General features: G+C 61.9%; 14 protein-coding genes and 1 tRNA gene. 6 read left to right on the plus strand and 9 right to left on the minus strand.

Annotated features, from left to right (window positions below; translation table 11 throughout):
- Positions 1-186: 186 nt before the first annotated feature.
- Entirely contained in the window at positions 187-1,176 is a 990-nt protein-coding gene (gene ispB, locus AC1MEM_RS22710; RefSeq protein ID WP_499474352.1) for an octaprenyl diphosphate synthase, read from the plus strand.
- A 54-nt stretch (positions 1,177-1,230) separates the two neighbouring features.
- Positions 1,231-1,307 (plus strand) — tRNA-Pro (locus tag AC1MEM_RS22715).
- Between the two features lie 636 nt (positions 1,308-1,943).
- Here AC1MEM_RS22715 and AC1MEM_RS22720 read toward each other — a convergent pair.
- The 3 genes from AC1MEM_RS22720 to AC1MEM_RS22730 all read right to left on the minus strand — a co-directional run bounded on the left by AC1MEM_RS22720 (position 1,944) and on the right by AC1MEM_RS22730 (position 7,263).
- Positions 1,944-3,671, minus strand: coding sequence for a hybrid sensor histidine kinase/response regulator (locus AC1MEM_RS22720; protein ID WP_499474353.1), 1,728 nt, complete (start codon positions 3,669-3,671; stop codon positions 1,944-1,946).
- 7 nt (positions 3,672-3,678) lie between these two features.
- Complete coding sequence (locus AC1MEM_RS22725; RefSeq protein WP_499474354.1) at positions 3,679-4,851, minus strand: FIST signal transduction protein; 1,173 nt, start codon at positions 4,849-4,851, stop codon at positions 3,679-3,681.
- Between the two features lie 279 nt (positions 4,852-5,130).
- Complete coding sequence (locus AC1MEM_RS22730) at positions 5,131-7,263, minus strand: PAS domain-containing hybrid sensor histidine kinase/response regulator (RefSeq protein ID WP_499474355.1); 2,133 nt, start codon at positions 7,261-7,263, stop codon at positions 5,131-5,133.
- Positions 7,264-7,506: 243 nt separating this feature from the next.
- Between AC1MEM_RS22730 and AC1MEM_RS22735 the strand changes: the two genes are divergently transcribed.
- A complete protein-coding gene (locus AC1MEM_RS22735) occupies positions 7,507-10,611 on the plus strand; it encodes a PAS domain-containing hybrid sensor histidine kinase/response regulator (RefSeq protein ID WP_499474356.1) in 3,105 nt (1,034 codons plus the stop codon).
- A gap of 464 nt (positions 10,612-11,075) precedes the next feature.
- Here the strand turns inward: AC1MEM_RS22735 and AC1MEM_RS22740 are convergent, their stop codons facing one another.
- Complete coding sequence (locus AC1MEM_RS22740; RefSeq protein ID WP_499474357.1) at positions 11,076-11,708, minus strand: hypothetical protein; 633 nt, start codon at positions 11,706-11,708, stop codon at positions 11,076-11,078.
- A gap of 190 nt (positions 11,709-11,898) precedes the next feature.
- Between AC1MEM_RS22740 and AC1MEM_RS22745 the strand changes: the two genes are divergently transcribed.
- From AC1MEM_RS22745 to AC1MEM_RS22755, 3 genes are read left to right on the plus strand one after another with little or no spacing between them, the layout of a single operon-like run.
- Positions 11,899-12,432, plus strand: a complete 534-nt coding sequence (locus AC1MEM_RS22745) for a hypothetical protein (protein ID WP_499474358.1) — start codon at positions 11,899-11,901, stop codon at positions 12,430-12,432.
- Positions 12,354-13,355: a GGDEF domain-containing protein gene (locus tag AC1MEM_RS22750; RefSeq protein WP_499474359.1), complete on the plus strand. Its 1,002-nt coding sequence runs from the start codon at positions 12,354-12,356 to the stop codon at positions 13,353-13,355. The genes AC1MEM_RS22745 and AC1MEM_RS22750 overlap by 79 nt, the downstream gene beginning before the upstream one ends.
- A 52-nt stretch (positions 13,356-13,407) precedes the next feature.
- Positions 13,408-13,851: a response regulator gene (locus AC1MEM_RS22755; RefSeq protein WP_499474360.1), complete on the plus strand. Its 444-nt coding sequence runs from the start codon at positions 13,408-13,410 to the stop codon at positions 13,849-13,851.
- A gap of 532 nt (positions 13,852-14,383) precedes the next feature.
- Here the strand turns inward: AC1MEM_RS22755 and AC1MEM_RS22760 are convergent.
- The 5 genes from AC1MEM_RS22760 to AC1MEM_RS22780 are packed head-to-tail and all read right to left on the minus strand — an operon-like array spanning position 14,384 to position 18,438.
- Complete coding sequence (locus AC1MEM_RS22760) at positions 14,384-14,908, minus strand: response regulator (RefSeq protein ID WP_499474361.1); 525 nt, start codon at positions 14,906-14,908, stop codon at positions 14,384-14,386.
- Positions 14,905-16,212, minus strand: a complete 1,308-nt coding sequence (gene nosR, locus AC1MEM_RS22765; RefSeq protein WP_499474362.1) for a response regulator c-di-GMP phosphodiesterase, NosR family — start codon at positions 16,210-16,212, stop codon at positions 14,905-14,907. Before nosR ends, AC1MEM_RS22760 begins: the two co-directional genes overlap by 4 nt.
- A complete protein-coding gene (locus AC1MEM_RS22770) occupies positions 16,209-17,249 on the minus strand; it encodes an ATP-binding protein (protein WP_499474363.1) in 1,041 nt (346 codons plus the stop codon). Before AC1MEM_RS22770 ends, nosR begins: the two co-directional genes overlap by 4 nt.
- Complete coding sequence (locus AC1MEM_RS22775) at positions 17,246-18,112, minus strand: HDOD domain-containing protein (RefSeq protein WP_499474364.1); 867 nt, start codon at positions 18,110-18,112, stop codon at positions 17,246-17,248. The genes AC1MEM_RS22770 and AC1MEM_RS22775 overlap by 4 nt, the downstream gene beginning before the upstream one ends.
- Entirely contained in the window at positions 18,109-18,438 is a 330-nt protein-coding gene (locus AC1MEM_RS22780; RefSeq protein WP_499474365.1) for a hypothetical protein, read from the minus strand. Before AC1MEM_RS22780 ends, AC1MEM_RS22775 begins: the two co-directional genes overlap by 4 nt.
- Positions 18,439-18,441: the final 3 nt, after the last annotated feature.

Here is an 18,441-nt window from a genome sequence, read left to right on the forward strand (position 1 = left end):
AGGGAATTATACACGGGTGATCCTGTTGCGTCAAAAGCCGGATTCATTGCCGGCTTGCCGTGGCATCGCGGCAACGCCGGGGCATACCGGATCGCACGGCTGGCGCCTGGTCAAATGGCACGGCTCATGCTTGCATGTCGTATAATCGCCGCACTCACGCACATCAACGTCTATCACAGGTTCGCCTTGTCCGCCGCTACCCCCCACGCACAACAGAACAACATCACCCAATCGATCGCCACCGACATGGACGCGGTCAACACGGTGATCCGCCAGCGCCTGCATTCGGAAGTGAGCCTGGTCAACCAGATCGCCGAGTACATCATCAGCGCCGGCGGCAAGCGCATCCGCCCCGTTCTGGTGCTGTTGCTGGCCAATGCCTATGGCTACAAGGGCGCCGCGCACCATGAACTGGCGGCCGTCGTCGAGTTCATCCACACCGCGACCCTGCTGCACGACGACGTCGTCGACGAGTCCTCGATGCGCCGCGGCCGCCAGACGGCGAACGCGCTGTTCGGCAATGCCGCCTCGGTGCTGGTCGGCGACTTCCTGTACTCGCGCTCCTTCCAGATGATGGTCAGCCTGGAAAACATGCGCGTCATGCAGATCCTGGCCGACGCCACCAACGTGATCTCCGAAGGCGAAGTGCTGCAGCTGCTGAACATGCACGACCCGGACGTCAGCTACGAAAGCTATATGAACGTGATCCGCTCGAAGACGGCCAAGCTGTTCGAAGCGGCCGCCGAACTCGGCGCCCTGGTCGCCGGCGCGAGCAGCGCGCAGGTTGCCGCGGCCGGCGAATACGGCCGCTCGCTGGGCACGGCCTTCCAGCTGATCGACGACGTGCTCGACTACGCCGGCGACGCCGCCGAGATCGGCAAGAACGTCGGCGACGACCTGCGCGAAGGCAAGCCTACCCTGCCGCTGATCTACCTGATGGAACACGGCACCCCGGAACAGCGCGACCTCGTGCGCGCCTGCATCGAGCAGGGTGACGAGCAGCATTTCGACGCCGTGCTGGCTGCCGTCACGTCCAGCGGCGCCCTCGATTACACGCGCCGCGAAGCCGAATCGGCCGCCCGCCGCGCGGCTGAATCGATCGCCGATCTGCCCGAAAGCATCTATAAAGAAAGCCTGTTGCAGCTGTGCCGTTTTGCTGTTGACAGGAACCATTGAGTATATTTATAGTAACGATTCCCGAGGCGTTTGTTTCCGGTGCCTCGAACCAGTCGGGGTGTAGCTTAGTCCGGTAGAGCGCTACGTTCGGGACGTAGAGGCCGGAGGTTCGAATCCTCTCACCCCGACCAGAATTCCTCAAGCAAAACAGCGGGTTATCAGCCCGCTGTTTTGCTTTGTGCAGTGGCTGGTGGCAAATCAGTGGCAAGTCTTCCGTGACCTGCCACTGAAAAAAATAAGTGGCTGCGTCTCCAGCGCCATTTGCCAGCATCGCCCTCCCCGATGAACTTATCCACATGCGCTCGCCTTATACCGTGCTCCACAACTTCTGGAGTACGCATCATGGCATCAATCGAAAACCGCTCTCACTAGCAGGTCTCTACCAAGAACCGAGACGACCTGACTCAGACGTTCGCGCATAACGCAAAGGAGGCAGTTGACGAATACTGCCGGAGCCTGAAAGCGCAAAAGCCCAAGCCTCGCTTAACGCGCCTTGACAACTACTTCGACATCCGCGACCGAAGCGTCAAAGGTCAAGGTCCGGGTTGGATCTACTGGAGAAGCGGTGCCGCGCGGTGAGTCGATGGCCAGGGTCGGTGCCTGGTGACGAGTGCGAAATTCCCGGCAACGGCGTCCCGCGCGCATTGCGCAGCGGCGACGCTGGCTCGATCCCAAACGATCTGGTCGTGCTCGCGGAGTCCCCGCAATACTGCCTCATGGGCAGGCTGCCAACGCCTGCTTGCATCCACTCGTAAAGGTGACGCAGCCTATAAACGTTGTCCCCCATCCAGGACTTCTCGCTGGAGTCCGTTGTGTGCCGATGGCCTTTCCGACACGTCCGTAAGCAAGCGCCGTAACGCCGCAACGTCAACGGGTTTGGTAAGGTGGTGATTAAAACCGGCAGCGATCGAACGTTCACGGTCCGCGTCTTGGCCGTAGCCTGTCAAAGCGATCAGTGTCGCGTGCGCAGTCTGCGGCTGTGCGCGAACTCGCTGCGCCACCTCGTAACCGTCAATGTCGGGCAGACCGATGTCGAGCAGGAAAACGTCCGGCGCAGCCCGCGCCGCCATCGCCAGAGCGCCATGTCCTTCGTAGGCCACACGCAGCCGGTGCCCGACAGTACTCAGGTACATGGACAGCGTGTCGGCCGCATCGGCATTATCGTCGACAATGAGGATGTCAAGTGCTCGACCTTCCGCCGTATCGCCTTGCCGGGGCAATGCCAGGACAGGTGCCACTCCATGCGCCCGAGGCAGCCGGATAGTAAATTCGCTGCCGGCGGCAAGCCCTGCGCTTGCCACGCTGACGCTTCCACCATGCCGCTCGACCAAGCTCTTTGCCAATGCAAGTCCGACCCCAAGACCGCCCTGGGACCGATCCGATGAGCGTTCGCCCTGGACGAAAAGATCGAAGACATGAGGCAGCAGCGCGGCGTCGATACCGATCCCGTTGTCGCGCACGACAATCTGCACCGTCGTTGTATCCTGCGTGAGTTCAAGCTCGATGATGCCGCCTTGTGGGGTGTACTTCGTCGCATTGTTAAGCAAGTTCGCGATGATCTGGACCAGCCGGGTGCTGTCGCCGATCACCTGCGCAGCCTGCGTCGGCAGTGCAAGCGACAAATGGTGGCGACGCGCATCAACCATTGGCCGCGCCTGTTCGACCGCATCGCGCACGATCGCCCTCATGTCGTGTAGTTCCTGCGCTAGCACCACACGCCCGCGGGTGACGCGCGAGACATCGAGCAGGTCGTCGAGCAGGCTGCTCATGTGCCCAATCTGGCGGTCGATAATCTCGCAGGTTTGCTTCACGCGCCCAGGTGTTGCTTGCCCAAGCTTCAGGATCTTGGCCGCCATGCCAATCGGCGCAAGTGGATTGCGTAGTTCGTGCGCCAACATCGCCAGGAACTCATCCTTACGGCGATCGGCTTCGCGCAGCTTGGCCTCGGCCTCACGCCGCGACACGAGTTCGTCTTCAGCGCGCTGGTAGGCGGACTGCAGCTCGCGTCGGCTATCGTCGAGGGCGGCATTGAGTTCGTTGGCGCGCCGGTTGCTTTCGCGTGCAGCAGCGGCAAGCCCCGCAGCGGCAAGTTCGGCCAGTTCGCCAGCCAGCTTGGCGCCAAGCAGGGGGAGTAAGGCGGCAATGGCAGCTCGGGCCGGCGCAGCAGGTTCTGCTCCGAGGAAAACGACGATTGCGTTGGTTCCAGAATCGCACAGTCCCCAAACAGCTGAGTCCGCTCCGGATTCGCCCGAGGGGAGCGATGCCTCTGCGCTGCCGGCGTCTGCACACCGGCTGAGGAAGCCCTGCCAACGCCTGCCGGCGCGCAGCGTCTGCGGCAATCCCGGCGCGGGCAAAAATATCCCGACCTCCGCGTCCCGTCCGAATATGAGAACCTGTGCGACGCCGGCGTAACGTGCGAGTTTATTGGTCGCGACCAATCTGGCATCGGGCCTCTGCAGGTCGATGAAGATGGACACGAGTTCAAAAGGGATCATGGCATGTTCAAAGCGGGATGGCACACACGACGGCAGTACAATTGTGGAATCCGCTAAATTGCCCGTTGCTCCGCGCGATCTGGCCATACGTATTACAGCCTGCGAAATTTTCCGACCCAAGCGCCTCACCAACGGCGTGCAGTTCGTGACCGAATTCATGTCCCAGCCGCAGCCGGGTGGCGGCGCAATCAAAAAGCAGCGAGCCAGCGTGCTCGCCTCCCTTCAAACCTGCGAGCGCCGATTGCGCTGCCTGGCGCGCCGCCTCGCAGGCAGAGGCTTCGTCGGCGACCATGATGCGCACCGTAGCGCCGACCGGCACCTCGGCGGCACAAGAAATCGAGCCGTCGTCGTTCAGCGTGAGAGGCACGCGCAGCTTGTAACCGTCGCCGGTCTCGATGCCAATCACGTTATGGAGGAAAAACGGGAGCGCGTCGGCGCGGTTGAACGTCTGCCCGGTGGCTAGTGCATACTCTTCAAAAACTTCTACCGCAAGCGTCGCATTCAGGCTAACCAGGCGGTTGCCCTGCGCTTCGGTGACGCGCAGCGCAGGGCCGCCTGGTTGCCAACCATGGCGAACCCCGAGGCCGATGGGCTTTTTCGACAGCATTTCAAGTACGACGATCGCATCGGTATGCGCTTCGGTCCCTATGAAAACGTGCGTTTGATCGAATTTGGCATCATCAGCAGCCCCGCCGCCGAACAGCTGGTACGACCCGCCGGTAAGGACCATCATCTCGTGGATGATCTCGTCGACATAGCCAGCCAGCGCATCAGTCAACACCAGCGCACTGCGATAAGGAAAGTCAGGGTGCTCACTGCCGCTAAAAACGGGCATGACCTGGTCGAGCGCGCCATGGAAATTTTGACGCAGTCGCGTGCCCAGTCCGGCCCGAAACAGAATGTCGTCTGCGCGAATTGCCATCACAGATACCGAAGCGTTTGCTGTGGCACAACCAGAAAACTCCCCTGCTGACGAGCAGCCGACAAGCAAGCGTGGATGGCATGAGGCCTCGAGCGCGGCTAACAAGGGCTGGTAATCAAGTTCAGGTGACGCGAAAACGATTAGCACGTCAGGGCGGCTGCCGTTCAGTTTTCCAGATATCGATTCGGCAAGCGCATGGCTTGCTGCTTCCGGTGCACAAAGAAGGGTGTGGCTGACAGCCACTACGGTATTTGCCATGGATGACCTATGCAGCTGATAAATGCTGGGGAAGATTACTGAAGGGGTGAGGACAGCTCAATTAAACTCGCTTAATACTGGACAATAGTGCATTTGAGAAAAACGCGCAAATATGATCCGTGTGGCAATAAAAGCTGTTGAGAACGTGATTGGTACCGCCCGTTCGAACCGGATAGTTTGCGCTCTTCGCGTCAATTAAATTCTGGCTCTCAGTCAGCAGCGTGCTTAATCACGGATAAGCCTTGGCTTCGGACATGGCAAGAGCTAGCCAGAAAGATGCTAAGGAACGCGCCATGACCGAAGCGTCGACAGGACAGTGAGCAGCTCGGCGGGCTCGACCGGTTTGGCTACATGCATTTGAAAACCGTTTGTGAGCGCGCGCATCCGGTCCTGGACCCGCGCATATGCTGTCAGGGCTACCGCGGGCACACTTGGGAGCTTGCCCCGCTTCTCGCGCTGCCGCACTTCTGCGATGAACCCGTAGCCGTCCATGCCGGGCATACCGATATCGCTCACTATCAGATCGGGACGCATCCCTTCCCAGAGCATCAATGCCTCTTCCGCATTAGATGCGGTCTCGACTACAGCGTGCGCACTCGACAGGACCGATGCGAGCATGTTGCGCGCATCGTCATCGTCCTCGACCAGAAGCACGACTACGCCAGCCAGTCCGAAGTCTTCGGTATTCAAAGGTATCCGATGGAATTGGGCCGAGGACTCGTGCGACGTAGTCGTTGACGAACGGGTAGCCAAAGGCGCGATGGGCAGGCTCACCGTGAACGACGCGCCCTTACCCGAGCCATCGCTATGGGCGCTTACGTTACCCCCATGCAGTTCGACGAGTTTCCTGACAATTGCCAGCCCAAGACCAAGCCCGCCATGCTTCCGGCTGGACGACGAGTCAACCTGTGTGAAGCTGTCGAATATGCGCGGCAGATATTCCGCTGGGATGCCCGATCCGTTGTCTGTCACGACGATATGGACATTGGAGTGGTGACGTTGCACCGCAAGGTGAACGCGACCGCCTTTCGGTGTGAACTTGATCGCGTTCGACAAAAGGTTCCAGACAATCTGCTGAAGTCTCTCGGGGTCGCCCGAAATCGGACCTGCCATCGGATCGATAACCAGCTGCAGAGCGACTGACTTTGCCATCGCAGCCGGGCGAAGCGCTTCGACTGCTGCTTCCACTGAGGCTTGAGGGGAAAACAGCTGGACATTCAGGCGTAGCTTACCGCTCACGATCCTCGATATGTCGAGCAAATCCTCGACAATTTGAGCTTGAGCACGCGCGTTACGTTCGATTGTTTCGATCGCACGCTGTGTCATCGCACTATCCAGGCGGCCGGAAGTAAGCATCTGCGACCATCCCAGAATGGATGTCAGGGGAGTCCTTAACTCATGCGAGACCGTTGCGAGAAACTGATCCTTCGCTTCATTCGCGCGCGCAGCCTCTTCATACAGACCTTGTTTCTCCAGCGCCTCCTGCTGCGCCCGACGCTGCGCGAATACGGCATCCTGGTATAACGACGCTTTGTTCAGACCGATGGCTGCCTGTGCAGCGAGGGTTTCCACAATCCGTTCATGTTCTTCCTTGAACACACCTGTGTTCTCATGCCCAAAGAACAGCCCGCCGATTACCTCTCCATTGCCGAGCGTTACCGGCACGGCCAGATAGGATCGTACTGGAAGGTGTCCTGGTGGCATGCCATGATGCGGTGCCATCTTGCCGTAACGTTGATCGAGTCGGATGTCGTCGCTGCGAATCGTCCCTTCACCCCGGAACGTTGGACCAAACAAAGGCGTGTTGCGGGGCAGAGGAAACTTGGAAAAATGTTCTTTCGGTACCCCTGAGATAGTGTAAAGGGTATAAGACTCCCCTTCCTCGTTTCGCACGTTGTAGAAGAACGCTCCGAACTGCGCACCGGTCAGCCTGGTCGCCGTATCCGTCACAGCCTGGACAATCGTTTGGTGGTCGAGTTCCTGCAGGATCAACAGGCCAATCTGGTACAGCGCTTCGCGCTCGTTCTCCTGTTTGCGCAAGACGCTTGTATCCTGCACCTCGATCACCGTGCCAACGACCTTTCCCTCGCGTCGGATCGGGCTTGCGGTGAACCTTACCGGATAGAGTGTCCCCTTCTTGTGCACGAAAATCTCTTCGCCTTGCTCCTGCATGTTCGCGGGAGCGGCGCGATCGATCGGGCACTCTTCAAGAGGGTAGGGACTGCCATCGGGTTTGGTGTGATGGACGAAATCATGTAAAGGCGCCCCCTGAACCTCGGGAAGCGTGTACCCCGTAAGGTGTTCTGCGGCCGGGTTCATGTACACGCAATGCTGCCGTTCATCCATGACAAACAGCGCAACAGTAGCGTTGTTGCAAAGATCTTCTAGGTCCACTAAGCCTTGGTTTTCCACTGGTCACCGATGTAACGAACGAAACTGTAGAGATTTTACATTACGTATGCATGTGCACAGCTCCCGGATCTGATCGAATGCAACATAAGCTGTTACACGCGGAAACAAACGTAGTCGAAAGCGTGATCCCATGCCTTCCAGGCCGCATGCATTGGGAACTGACCCTATTTCAGGCTTTCTATATACTTTCGGAAACTTAACAATTGCCCCACTGAACCAATGACATCGAACAGCAGTGCTTCAATGGACGCCATGGCATCACACCCGGCGGCCTTCCTTGCTTTGCTTACCGCCCTGGATGCCGTAGATCGGGGCGTGGTCGTACTGTCGGTTCCCGACTTGCGCTTGATGTTTGCGAACGCAGCATTCAAGGCGCGGGCGCCGGGTGTGGACACGCCAAATACTTGCCTGGAGGACGTTCTCCCGGAAGCTGCCCGGGCCGGTCTTCGGCTCAGGCTGGCCGATGTCGCGGCAGGTGGACAGCGCTGCCAGCTCGGCGAACTGCCGTTGCCCCCCAGCGCGGGGGTAAATGTCGTCTGGAGCGCCGAAGCGCTGCCGGTTGCGGGGAATGCGCAGCCTGGATCCTGTGTCGTGCTGATGTTCCGGCCAGTGTTGTGCGATGCCGGCAAAGCGCAGCAGCAAAGCCTGGCGTTGCGTGAAAAGACGGCGTTGCTGGAAGCAATCAGCAACAGTTCTCCCGACGTGATCTTCGCCAAGGACCGGCAGGGCCGAATGCGCTTTGCGAATCCGGGCGCACTGGCCCTGATCGGGAAAGACCCGGCTGATGTATTGGGCCGCACCGATGCCGAGTTCCTGGATGACCAGAGCGCAGCGTCGGAGGTGGCGGCCAACGACCGTCGCATCATGGAAGCCGGTATTGCCGAAGAGATCGAAGAGACTGTTCCGCTTCCGGATGGACGCAAGAAAATCTGGCTATCGCGCAAGGCACCCTATGTCGACGAGCATGGGAATGTCATCGGACTGCTCGGCATTGCGCGCGACATTACGGACCGCAAGGCTGCGGAAGAAGAATTACGCGCCGCACACCGGACCATGAGCCAGATCCTGGAGAGCATCACCGACGGACTTGCGGTGATGGACCAGGACTGGCGCTACACCTATTTTAGTGAAACCGGCGCCAGGATCCTGGGCGTACGGCGCGAGGACATGATGGGCAAGCGTCTATGGGACCTGTTTCCACGGGCCGGTGATGCCTTGTTCGGCAAGATGTACCGGCAAGCGGCGGAAACGGGGCAAGCGACGCATTTCGAAGACTATTACCCCGATCCTCTCAATATGTGGGTCGAATGCCACTGCTACCCGTCGGCCGATGGTCTTTCAGTGTATTTTCGGGACGTCACCCAGCGCCATGAGGCCGAGGAGGCACTGCGCATGAGCGAGCAGCGGGCGCAGGAACTGGCGCGGATGGCCCAAACCGAACAGGCGCGGCTGCATGCCGTCCTGGAAGCGGTTCCGGTCGGGATCGCGTGCGCCGACCTCGACGGCAAGCTCATTCAGGTCAATTCAGAAAATCGCCGCATCTGGGGCGAGCATCCGATTGCCGCCAGCACCAACGAATACGCCGATTGGAAAGGATGGTGGGCCGACGGGTCGGAACGGCACGGCCAGCCGCTTGGTCCGGAAGAATGGGGGCTGGCGCAGGCGCTCAAGGGCGAGCAGACGTCGCGCGACATCATCGACATCGAGCCCTTTGGTCTTCCCGGTCAGCGCCGCACGGTCATGCTGCGCGCAGCGCCGATCCGCGACAACAGCGGTACGATGATTGGCGGCGTGGTCGCGCAGATCGACATTACCGAACAGCTCATGGCCGAAAGCGCCATGCGCATCAGCGAAGAAAAATTCCGCGTCATTACCGATGTCATGCCACAGATGGTGTGGTCAGGCCAGCCGGACGGAACGACCGACTATTTCAACAAGCAGTGGTATGCGTTCACCGGCTTTCGCGAGGACGAGATGTCCGACGCCCAATGGACGGCCCTGGTCCATCCCGATGACCGTGCCCGGCATGCTGACCTGTTGCAGGCCCGTTTGCGTGACGGCCAGGCCCAGAGTCTTGAGTACCGGCTGCTGCATGCGTCGGGGGAATACCGCTGGGTGCTGGCGCGCTCGCTTCCGGTACGCAATGTGGATGGCGTCATCATACGGTGGCTGGGCACGCTCACCGATATCCACGGACAGAAACTTACAGCCGAACGACTGCAGGCTGAAAGCCGCCAGAAGGATAACTTCCTGGCGATGCTCGCGCATGAGCTACGCAACCCGCTGGCGCCAATCAGCTCGGCCGCACAGCTGCTGAGCGTCATGGCGCATGACGAACAGCGGACACGTCAGGCAAGCGCCGTGATCAGGCGCCAGGTGGACCATTTGACCGAACTAGTGAATGATCTGCTGGATGTCTCGCGGGTAAAGCGCGGCCTCGTTGAATTGGAAAAAGAAGACATCGATATCAGGTCGGTGGTGGTGAGCGCCGTCGAACAGGTGCGTCCGCTCATCGAGTCACGCAAGCACGAATTGACCATGGAGGTTCTGGGCCCGCAAGCCATCGTCCACGGCGACGCGACACGCCTGACACAGGTATTGTCGAACGTGCTCAACAATGCAGCGAAATACACACCGCAAGGGGGCCATATCGCGCTTGGGGTGCACACCTGCGCCTCGACGGTCACGGTTACGGTCACGGATGACGGGAGCGGCATCGATCCCGAGCTGCTTCCGCATCTGTTCGACCTGTTCTCGCAAGGTGAACGAACGCCGGACCGCTCCCAAGGCGGACTCGGTCTCGGCCTCGCTCTTGTCAAAAGTATCGTGGAGCTGCATTCCGGTGACGTTCATGCGGAGAGCGCCGGCATCGGCCGGGGCGCTACATTCACGCTGCGCCTGCCACGCGTGCAAGACGCCAGCGCGTGGCAAGAGCCGGAACAGGTAAGCGGCGCCCCTCTTGCCGGCCACGGGCCCCTGTCGATCCTGGTCGTCGACGACAACGCCGACGCACGCAGCCTGCTGGCAGTGCTTCTGGAAAGCGCGGGACATTCCATCTCGGCGCAGGAGGACTCGGAACGGGCACTGGCCTGCGTGACGGCGCGGGAATTCGACGTGTGTATCCTCGACATCGGGCTTCCTGGCAAGGATGGTTACCAGCTGTGCCGGGAGCTCAAGGCCTGTCCTGGTCTGTCCGAGACGACATTTATTGCCCTGACCGGCTACGGCCAGGAACACGACAAGGTCCTCTCGCGCGCGGCGGGATTCGATCATCATTTCGTCAAGCCCGTCGATATGGAGAGACTCTCTGCCGTGCTCGACAAGAAATCACGTAACACGTCGGCCTGAGCCGGAACGCTGCTCATGGGTCTGAACTAATTCGGCGGCAGGGATCCCCGACAGAAAAGTGCTATGAAGCTGTTCACGAACCGCCTGGCGTGGCACGCATGAACTATGCGACATAGCCTTGGTGCAATCGCGCCCTATTAATGGCAGAGGGGTTGAAAAAGGGGCGCATTGTTGACTTTCTCTTGCAAACCGTCCCTGACTGCCAAGAAAGGCAACGATCACGCATGCGCATCCATGTCTCGTTGCAAATAACCTGACCTCGACCTATCGGGCCGGTGTTAAATGAAATAAACATCTTTAATTTATGTTTACGTGTCCCTATCCAGGAGCTACAAGTCCCCGCAACACGAGGCTACGTCGACTAGGTCGCCATCTCACACGTGGTTCCTTGAATCACGATAGCAAAGCCCCTCGATGAAGGTGCTTTTGCTTTTGGACGTCGGGATGCGATAGCCGTGACTGCCTCAGCTGCCTGCGCGCCGGGTGCAATAGTCGTAGGCATCCGCCTTCGGCGCCAGGTCGGTATCGACCAGGATGATGACGGACGCCCCGTCACCCCGCTTGCCGAAATACGCCTCGAATCCCTTGCCCAGCGGCCCGCTCGTGAACGCGATTTTGCCGGTCCTGCTGTCATAGGACATGATGCCGGCTTTCTTGCCTCCGCTGACCCAGGCGTATTGGCTGGCACTGCTGAATTCGACCACCTTGTAGGTATAGCCTGCCCGGTTGTATTGCTGGCGGCAGGCATAGGTTCCCGCTTCAAAAGGGCCGCCGCGCACCTTGAACACACTCAGCGGTTCAATTTTTGCGAGCGCGGGACCGGCGAGTGCCAGGGCCAATGTGGGAAGAAATAAAGATGGCGTGACGAGTCGATGGATGGGTTTCATGGATTCTCGAAAGGCAGGCGTGAATCGGAGCAGCGTCGTGAATGCAGTGCGAAACGTCCGGTCGAATGCTGGTGCACAGCTTGCAAATTCGAAAATATCATAGATTCCCTTGCAGCGGACGCATTCTAAAAAGGACTGCGGAGCGACCTGGATAATCACACCAACGCGTCGGAGGGTTATCGTTTCCGGCTTCCGCAATCCGTCCGCCATGTTTCCTTAGAGATATAATCGTTGCTGAAAAATTTCTCGGGAATGATATGGTGAAGGTGGCAGGATCCAGGTTGCTCGCAACAATTGCGTTATATATCGGGATCATCGTTTCCGCATCCTGCGCACCGCATTCCCCGCTCGATCGCGAACTCGCGCGGTTGCCGAGCGCGTCTATCTGGCGCCGAAAGAGGTGCTGTACACGCTTTCCACCATCACGATTTCCCATCCGCGTTTATCCCTCCCGCAGGAGGCGCGCGTGCATGAAAATATCAGCCGGGCGAAGTGGTATGCGAAGGATTTCCAGGGTGCCCTGCATGAGGCGAAACTGCTCGAAGCCCTGGGCACACACCATGGCGACAAGACTCTCGAATGCCTGGGCATCCTGCAGCAGGTCTATAGCTACTGGATGATGGGAAAAATACAGACGGCGTATGAATTGTCGCGCCGCGCAGAGCAGTTTCCGCCATCGGCGATCAGTACCGAGGCCAGGGTCAGGACCCTGTTGACGACGGCGCAAGTGGAGTCCGAAGATCATCAAATAACGACAGCGCAACGCACCGTCGCGGAAGCCGTGCGCATTTCAACCACGCCATCGCATCCATCCGGCTTGGGAGGCTGGCGCAAGGCAAGGCGGAAGTCGAACAATTGCTCAAGACCAGCCGCGGTCGCCCTCAGTTGCTCGCTCAGTTGCTCGTCTCCCTGCCCCAATACACCGCCGCGCTGACGCAGGCGGGCGATGTCGACGCCTCCGTACAGGCAGACGCCCTCACCAGACAAATCGACACCGAGGAAGCGCTGCAACGCGCCAAGGAGGACGAGAAGACGCAGGACCAGATCGAGGCGCTGGCCCGCGAGAGCCGCTTCCGCACACGCGAAGCCGCGAGCGAACGCAAAGGGCGCAAGCTGTGGCTTGCGCTGACGATCACGTCCGCCGTCGGATTGCTCGGCATTCTTGTTCTGTACCGGCGATTACGAACGAGCAAGCGCCTGCTCGAGGAAACCAACCGCCAGCTCACCATCTCCAGCAACCGGGATTTCCTGACCGGCCTGTTCAATCGCCGCTATCTCGAAAACTTCGTGTCGACCCTGGCGCTGCAGCACGGCGGCGTCCGCGAGCAAGCCGAAACCGGCGCAGGGCTGGTGCTGTTGATGGACATCGATCATTTCAAGCGCCTGAACGATACCTATGGCCATGCCGCCGGCGACCAGGTGTTAAAGGCGACGGCGCAGCGGCTCGCGACGCTGTTCGGCGCCGGCGACCTGCTGGCCCGTTGGGGCGGCGAGGAATTCCTCGCCATTCTCCCGGACGCGCAGGCGGGCGAAGCGGCTGCCATCGGCGCCAGGATCCTGCGCGCCATGGCGGCCGGGCCGATCGAGGTGCGTGAAGGAGCGATCACGGTGACGATGTCGCTTGGAATCTGCCCACTCCGCCTGGAGATGGCGGATCGGCAGGCGAATAGGGACGAAGTGCTGCACATGGCCGACGAGGCCCTGTACCTGTCCAAGCAGACAGGACGGAACAAGGCGTACGCGATCACAACGGCGCTCAATGCCACATCTCACGAGATGGCGCGCGGTCTGCATGTCAACCGGGAGGAAGGAAAGCTCGAACTGCTCGAGGTAGCGATGGAGACGGCGGGCCCATGAAGTTTGCATCAAAGCCGCCAGCGAATGGCTGGGCCGCGGCACGCAGGTCGAGATGACGCTGCCGCGTGCCATGCCCGCGGCCGGCGCCCCCACGCCGTGCGCCGCGGAGGCGCCCCGTCCGGATGCGTTGAAAGTGCTGGTCGTCGACGACAACGAGGATGCCGGCACCACGATGGGCATGCTGCTCGAGGCGCTCGGGCACACCGTCACCGTCGTGCACCACCCGCAGGCCGCGATCGCGCTAGCCCCGGACTTTTGTCCCGACGTCTTCCTGCTCGATATCGGCCTGCCCGACATGGACGGCTACGAACTGGCACGCCGGCTGCGCGCACTCCCGGGACTGGGCCGCCCCCATTTCATCGCCCTCACCGGCTTCGGCCAGGCGCACGGCCAGCAAAACGCCTACGACGCGGGATTCGACCGCCACTGCACGAAACCGGTCGACATCGGCGTGCTGACCGGGATTTTTACCGACCTGACGGGAATCGGCCGGTGACCCTAATGCCAGTCAATCAACCCTAATTCAGCGCATTTTTCAGTATTGAATCGTGTCGAGCTGCACGAGTTTCGCGGGCCGTAGGGTGGACTCTTGAGTCCACGCGGTCGTACCTGCGCGCACAGCGGCGCTCGGGAACCACCCTCTGCATATGCGGTTCGGGGCTACGCGTCGCATTTCGATATGCATAAGTGGTACCGCGTGGACTCTTGAGTCCACGCGGTCGTACCTTTGCATACCCAGCGCTTGCGAACAACGCTTTACGCCTGATCCTGGGGCTGTGCTCCACGTTTCGAGGTGCATGCGTTGTACCGCGTGGACTCAAGAGTCCACCCTGCGAACGTGTGAAAAAATCGCCATGGCTGCATTGCATCGTCTCGCCGTACCCACGTCGCTCTACGGATCGCGAAACTCAGACTGCGCGGCACAGGTCAGTACCGACGAGGCATCGCGAGACCGAGCTTGACTGAACGGCATCAGGGTGACCAGCCCGCTGTTTTGTTTTCGCCGGCAGCGCCAGCCGGCGCACCGGCTATTCCAGGTAAATGGCGCCGTCGCTGTCGCGGCGCACTTTCGTGATCCCCGGCTCTTCCGCCTCGAGGCGGCGCGCTTCGCGCTCCTGCGGCGACAGCGCGGCCTGGTCCCTCTGCTGCGCCAGGCGCCGCGCCGCCAGCGCCTCGTCGTGGCGTGCGAAGGCCTGCGCGAACATCTTCTGAAGCTCCTGCGCCTCCCACGGCTTGGCCACGTAGCGGAAGACCTCGGCGCGATTGATCGCGTCCATCACTTCGCCGATATCGTTCGAGGCCGACAGCACCAGCCGCACGGCGTCGGGCTGCAAGGCCTTCACGACCTGCAGGAAGTCGCCTCCCGTCAGGCCGGGCATGCGGTAGTCCGACATCACCACGTCGAAATTCGCCTCGGCGCAGCGCAGCAAGGCCAGCTCCGGGTCCTGGCAGACCTGGATCTCCACCTCGTTCTCCGGCATGAAGCGGCGCAGCGCCCGTTGCAGCGCGCTCAGTACGTTGGCTTCGTCATCGACCAGCAGGATCCGCCTCATGCTCCTTCTCCTTCCATCCGCACGTGCACCGTGAACTGTTCGCCCGATCGCTTCTCGAAGTCGGCGATCTGCGCGATCAGCCGCTCGGTGAGTACATGGTCGGCCGACAGCAAGAGCTGGCCGTCGCGCATCAGGAGGTCGCGCGCGGTGCGCATCCCCGGGCGCAGCCCGGCGACGCGCAGTTCGCGGTCGGGCGGCAATTGCGGTGCGGCGGTGCGCCCGGTCGTCACCTCGAAAAAGGCGGCCACGACGGCGGGGTCATAACGCTTGCCGCGCCGCTCGCGGATAAGCTCGGCCGCCTGGTCGCGCGAGAGGCGGCCGCGCGCCAGCACCCCGATCTGCAGGTTGTCGTAATCGCTGGCCAGCGCCAGGATCCGCGCGCCCAGCGGTATGTCCAGTCCGGCAAGGCGGTCGGGATAGCCGTCGCCGTCGAAGCGTTCCTGATGCGCGCGTACCAGTGCGGCGGCTTCGGCCAGGTCTTCCAGCGGCGTCAGGAGCTGCTGGCCGCGCGCCGGATACTCGCGGTAGCGGTTGAGCTGGTCGCCATTCATCATCGACACGGGCAGGTCGAGCAAGGTGTCGGTAAAGCCGACCTTGCCGATATCGTGCAGCAGGCCGGCCACGAACACCTGCTGCGCCTCGTGCGCGTCCAGTCCCATGCGCTGGGCGATCCGGCGTGCCAGGTCGGCCACCCGGCGCGAGTGTCCGGCCAGGTGCGCGCCGCGCAGCTCGATGATGCTCGAGAACACCCGGATCGAGGTCAGGAAGCTGCGCTTGAGCTTTTCGTTCGAGGCCAGCAGGCCGTCGTGCGCCTCCTTCAACTGCGCGGTGCGCTGCACGACCTGCGCTTCCAGGCCCTGGTTCAGCTGGCGCAGCTGTTCGTTCTGGCGCTGCGTCAGCGCCTCCAGGCGCCGTTTCTCCTGCTCGAGCATGCGGCGCTCCAGCGCGTGGCGCACCAGCAGCACGATCTCGGTGTCGTCCCACGGCTTGGTGATGTAGCGGTAGATCTCGCCGCGGTTGACCGCCCCCATGACCTGGTCCACGTCGGCGTGGCCGGTCAGCAGCATGCGCACCGCTTCCGGGCAGGCCTGGCGCGCCCGCTCGAGGAACTCGACGCCATCCATGCCTGGCATGCGCATGTCGGAGATGACGATGTCGACCGGGTGGCCCGCCAGCAGCGCCAGCCCCTCGCGCGCGCCGGGGGCGCACAGGGTCTCGTAGCCCTGGGTGCGGAACAGGCGGCGCAATGCCGACAGGATGTGCGGCTCGTCGTCGACGCACAGGATCACGCCGGTCCCGTTCATCGGCCCGGCTCCTGGCCGGCGCCGGGCACATGGCGCACCGGCAGCGTGATGCGGAAGGTGGTGCCCTGCCCGGGCTCGCTGTGGACCTCGATCTGGCCGTTGTGTTTCTGGATGATGCCGTAGGAAAGCGACAGGCCGAGCCCGGTGCCGCTGCCGATCGGCTTGGTCGTGAAGAAGGGATCGAAGATGCGCGCCAGGTGTTCCTTGGCGATGCCGCCGCCGTTGTCGGCGATCTCGACCCAGACATGGTCGCCGGCGGTGCCGGTGCCGGTGCCGGCGCCGGTACGAATGGTAATCCGCCCGCGCCCTGCGCCGATGGCATGCGCGCCGTTGACGACGATGTTCATGAACACCTGGTTCAGCTGTCCCGGCAGGCATTCGATCTCCGGGATCTCGCCATACTCGCGCACCACGTCGGCCTTGTACTTGACTTCGTTGCTGACGATGTTCAGGGTCGAATCGATCCCCGCGTGCAGGTTGGCCCACTGCCACTCCTGGTTGGCGTCGACGCGCGAGAAGTCCTTCAGGTCCTGCACGATCTTGCGTACCCGGCTGATGCCTTCGCGCGACTCGGCCATCAGGCCCGGGATGTCCTCGATCAGGTAATCGAGGTCGATCCCGGCGCGCATGTCGCGCAGCCGCGCCTGCACCGCGGGCGCCGCGATGCTGGCCTCGGCCTCCTCGTAGGCCTTGAACATTTCGAGCATGCGCGCGATGTAGGTGCCCAGGGTCTCGAAATTCGAGAACACATAGCCAATCGGATTGTTGATCTCGTGGGCGACGCCGGCCGCCAGCTGGCCGATCGACGCCAGCTTCTCCGACTGCACCAGCTGCTCCTGCGCCATCGACAGGCGCGCATTGAGCTCGGTCAGTTCGCTATTCCTGCGCATCAGTTCGGCCTCGGCCGATTCGCGCTTGCGGATGTCGTCCTCCAGGTGCTGCAAGGCCTGCTTGAGCTGCGCCGTGGGATTGTCCGCAAGTGCGCCCGGCGCGGATTGCTGGTCCGGCTGGTTTGGCTGATTTGGATTCGTGCTCATGTCTCATTGCTCCCTGTGCCGCTTGCCAGGATCTGGCAAGTGTCTTCGAATTGGGCTTGCGTTGCCGCGAACACGGCGCGCAGGGCCGCCCCATCCAGGTGCAGGCTGTCCCATGCCCCCTGGACCAGCGGCGGTACCACGTCGTCCACGTCACCCTGCAGATCGAGGCCGTGCGCGATCACGTTCGCCACGTGCACGATAGCCGGCAATTCGCCATGGTCCTGCTGCATCGGCTGGTGGTGATTCGCAATGGCGCGGCAAATGGCCTCGGGAATGCGCCAGTGCTGGCCGAGGGCGCGCCCGACCTGGGCATGGTCGATGCCGAACACGGCGCGTTCCGCCTCGAGCAGCGGGCAGTCGCGTCGCTTGCGCTCGGCCAGCACTTCCGTATAGCCCTCTGGAAAGCGGGTGACCAGGACCAGCCGCCCGAGGTCGTGCAGCAGCCCGGCCACGAACGCGAGTTCGGGCGCGCTGCCGCCACGGCGCGCCAGCGCGCGTGCGCACAGCGCGGTGGCGATCGCGTGGCGCCAGAAACCGTCGAAATCAAAGCCGCTGGCGCGCCCGGCCTTGAAGCAGTCGATCACGCCGGCGCCGACGACCAGTGCGCGCACGCTGTCGAATCCCAGCACCGCGATGGCCTGGCTGATCGTGCGCACCTTCGACTGCAGCCCATAAAAGGACGAATTCGCGAGGCGCAGTGTCTTGGCCGCCAGCGCCTGGTCGTTGGCGATCTTGCCGGCCAGCTCGCCCAGCTCGACATCGGGATTATTGAAGCTTGCGAGCAGCTCGTTGACCACCAGCGGCAGCGCCGGCAAGTCCTTCATCCCCGCCACGGCCTGTTCGAGCGTCAGCTGGTGGCTCATCGCAGCGACTCCAGCCTGTAATCAAGCAGGCAGGCCTGCAATTGCGCCGCCCCCGCTTCCCCGGCGCGGCGAAACAGGTGCGCCAGCCGCTGTTCCACGCGCGCGCGCTCGGCCGCAAGGGCGCCGTCGTCCGCGGCCCCGGCAGGCGCTTCCCCCACCACGCGCAGGCGCGCAATGCCGCGCCGCGCCAGGGCGGCCAGCAGCCGCTCGGTAAGCTCGCTTCCTTCCTGCAGCAGGACGGTACCGTGCTGGTCGATGAGGTCGCAGGCAAGCTCCATGCCGGCCTCCGCCTCATCCAAGTCCAGTTCCCTGGTTGGTTTGTTCATGTT

This window comes from Telluria sp. AIW5 (assembly GCF_056680575.1).

Coding starts and splice junctions, on each gene's coding strand:
- AC1MEM_RS22755 (WP_499474360.1), top strand. CDS start 13,408: ATGACGCTGCCGCGTGCCATGCCCGCGGCCGGCGCCCCCACGCCGTGC.
- AC1MEM_RS22780 (WP_499474365.1), bottom strand. CDS start 18,438: ATGAACAAACCAACCAGGGAACTGGACTTGGATGAGGCGGAGGCCGGC.
- AC1MEM_RS22740 (WP_499474357.1), bottom strand. CDS start 11,708: ATGGCGGACGGATTGCGGAAGCCGGAAACGATAACCCTCCGACGCGTT.
- AC1MEM_RS22725 (WP_499474354.1), bottom strand. CDS start 4,851: ATGGCAAATACCGTAGTGGCTGTCAGCCACACCCTTCTTTGTGCACCG.
- AC1MEM_RS22760 (WP_499474361.1), bottom strand. CDS start 14,908: ATGAGGCGGATCCTGCTGGTCGATGACGAAGCCAACGTACTGAGCGCG.
- AC1MEM_RS22735 (WP_499474356.1), top strand. CDS start 7,507: ATGGACGCCATGGCATCACACCCGGCGGCCTTCCTTGCTTTGCTTACC.
- AC1MEM_RS22775 (WP_499474364.1), bottom strand. CDS start 18,112: ATGAGCCACCAGCTGACGCTCGAACAGGCCGTGGCGGGGATGAAGGAC.
- AC1MEM_RS22770 (WP_499474363.1), bottom strand. CDS start 17,249: ATGAGCACGAATCCAAATCAGCCAAACCAGCCGGACCAGCAATCCGCG.
- AC1MEM_RS22720 (WP_499474353.1), bottom strand. CDS start 3,671: ATGATCCCTTTTGAACTCGTGTCCATCTTCATCGACCTGCAGAGGCCC.
- nosR (WP_499474362.1), bottom strand. CDS start 16,212: ATGAACGGGACCGGCGTGATCCTGTGCGTCGACGACGAGCCGCACATC.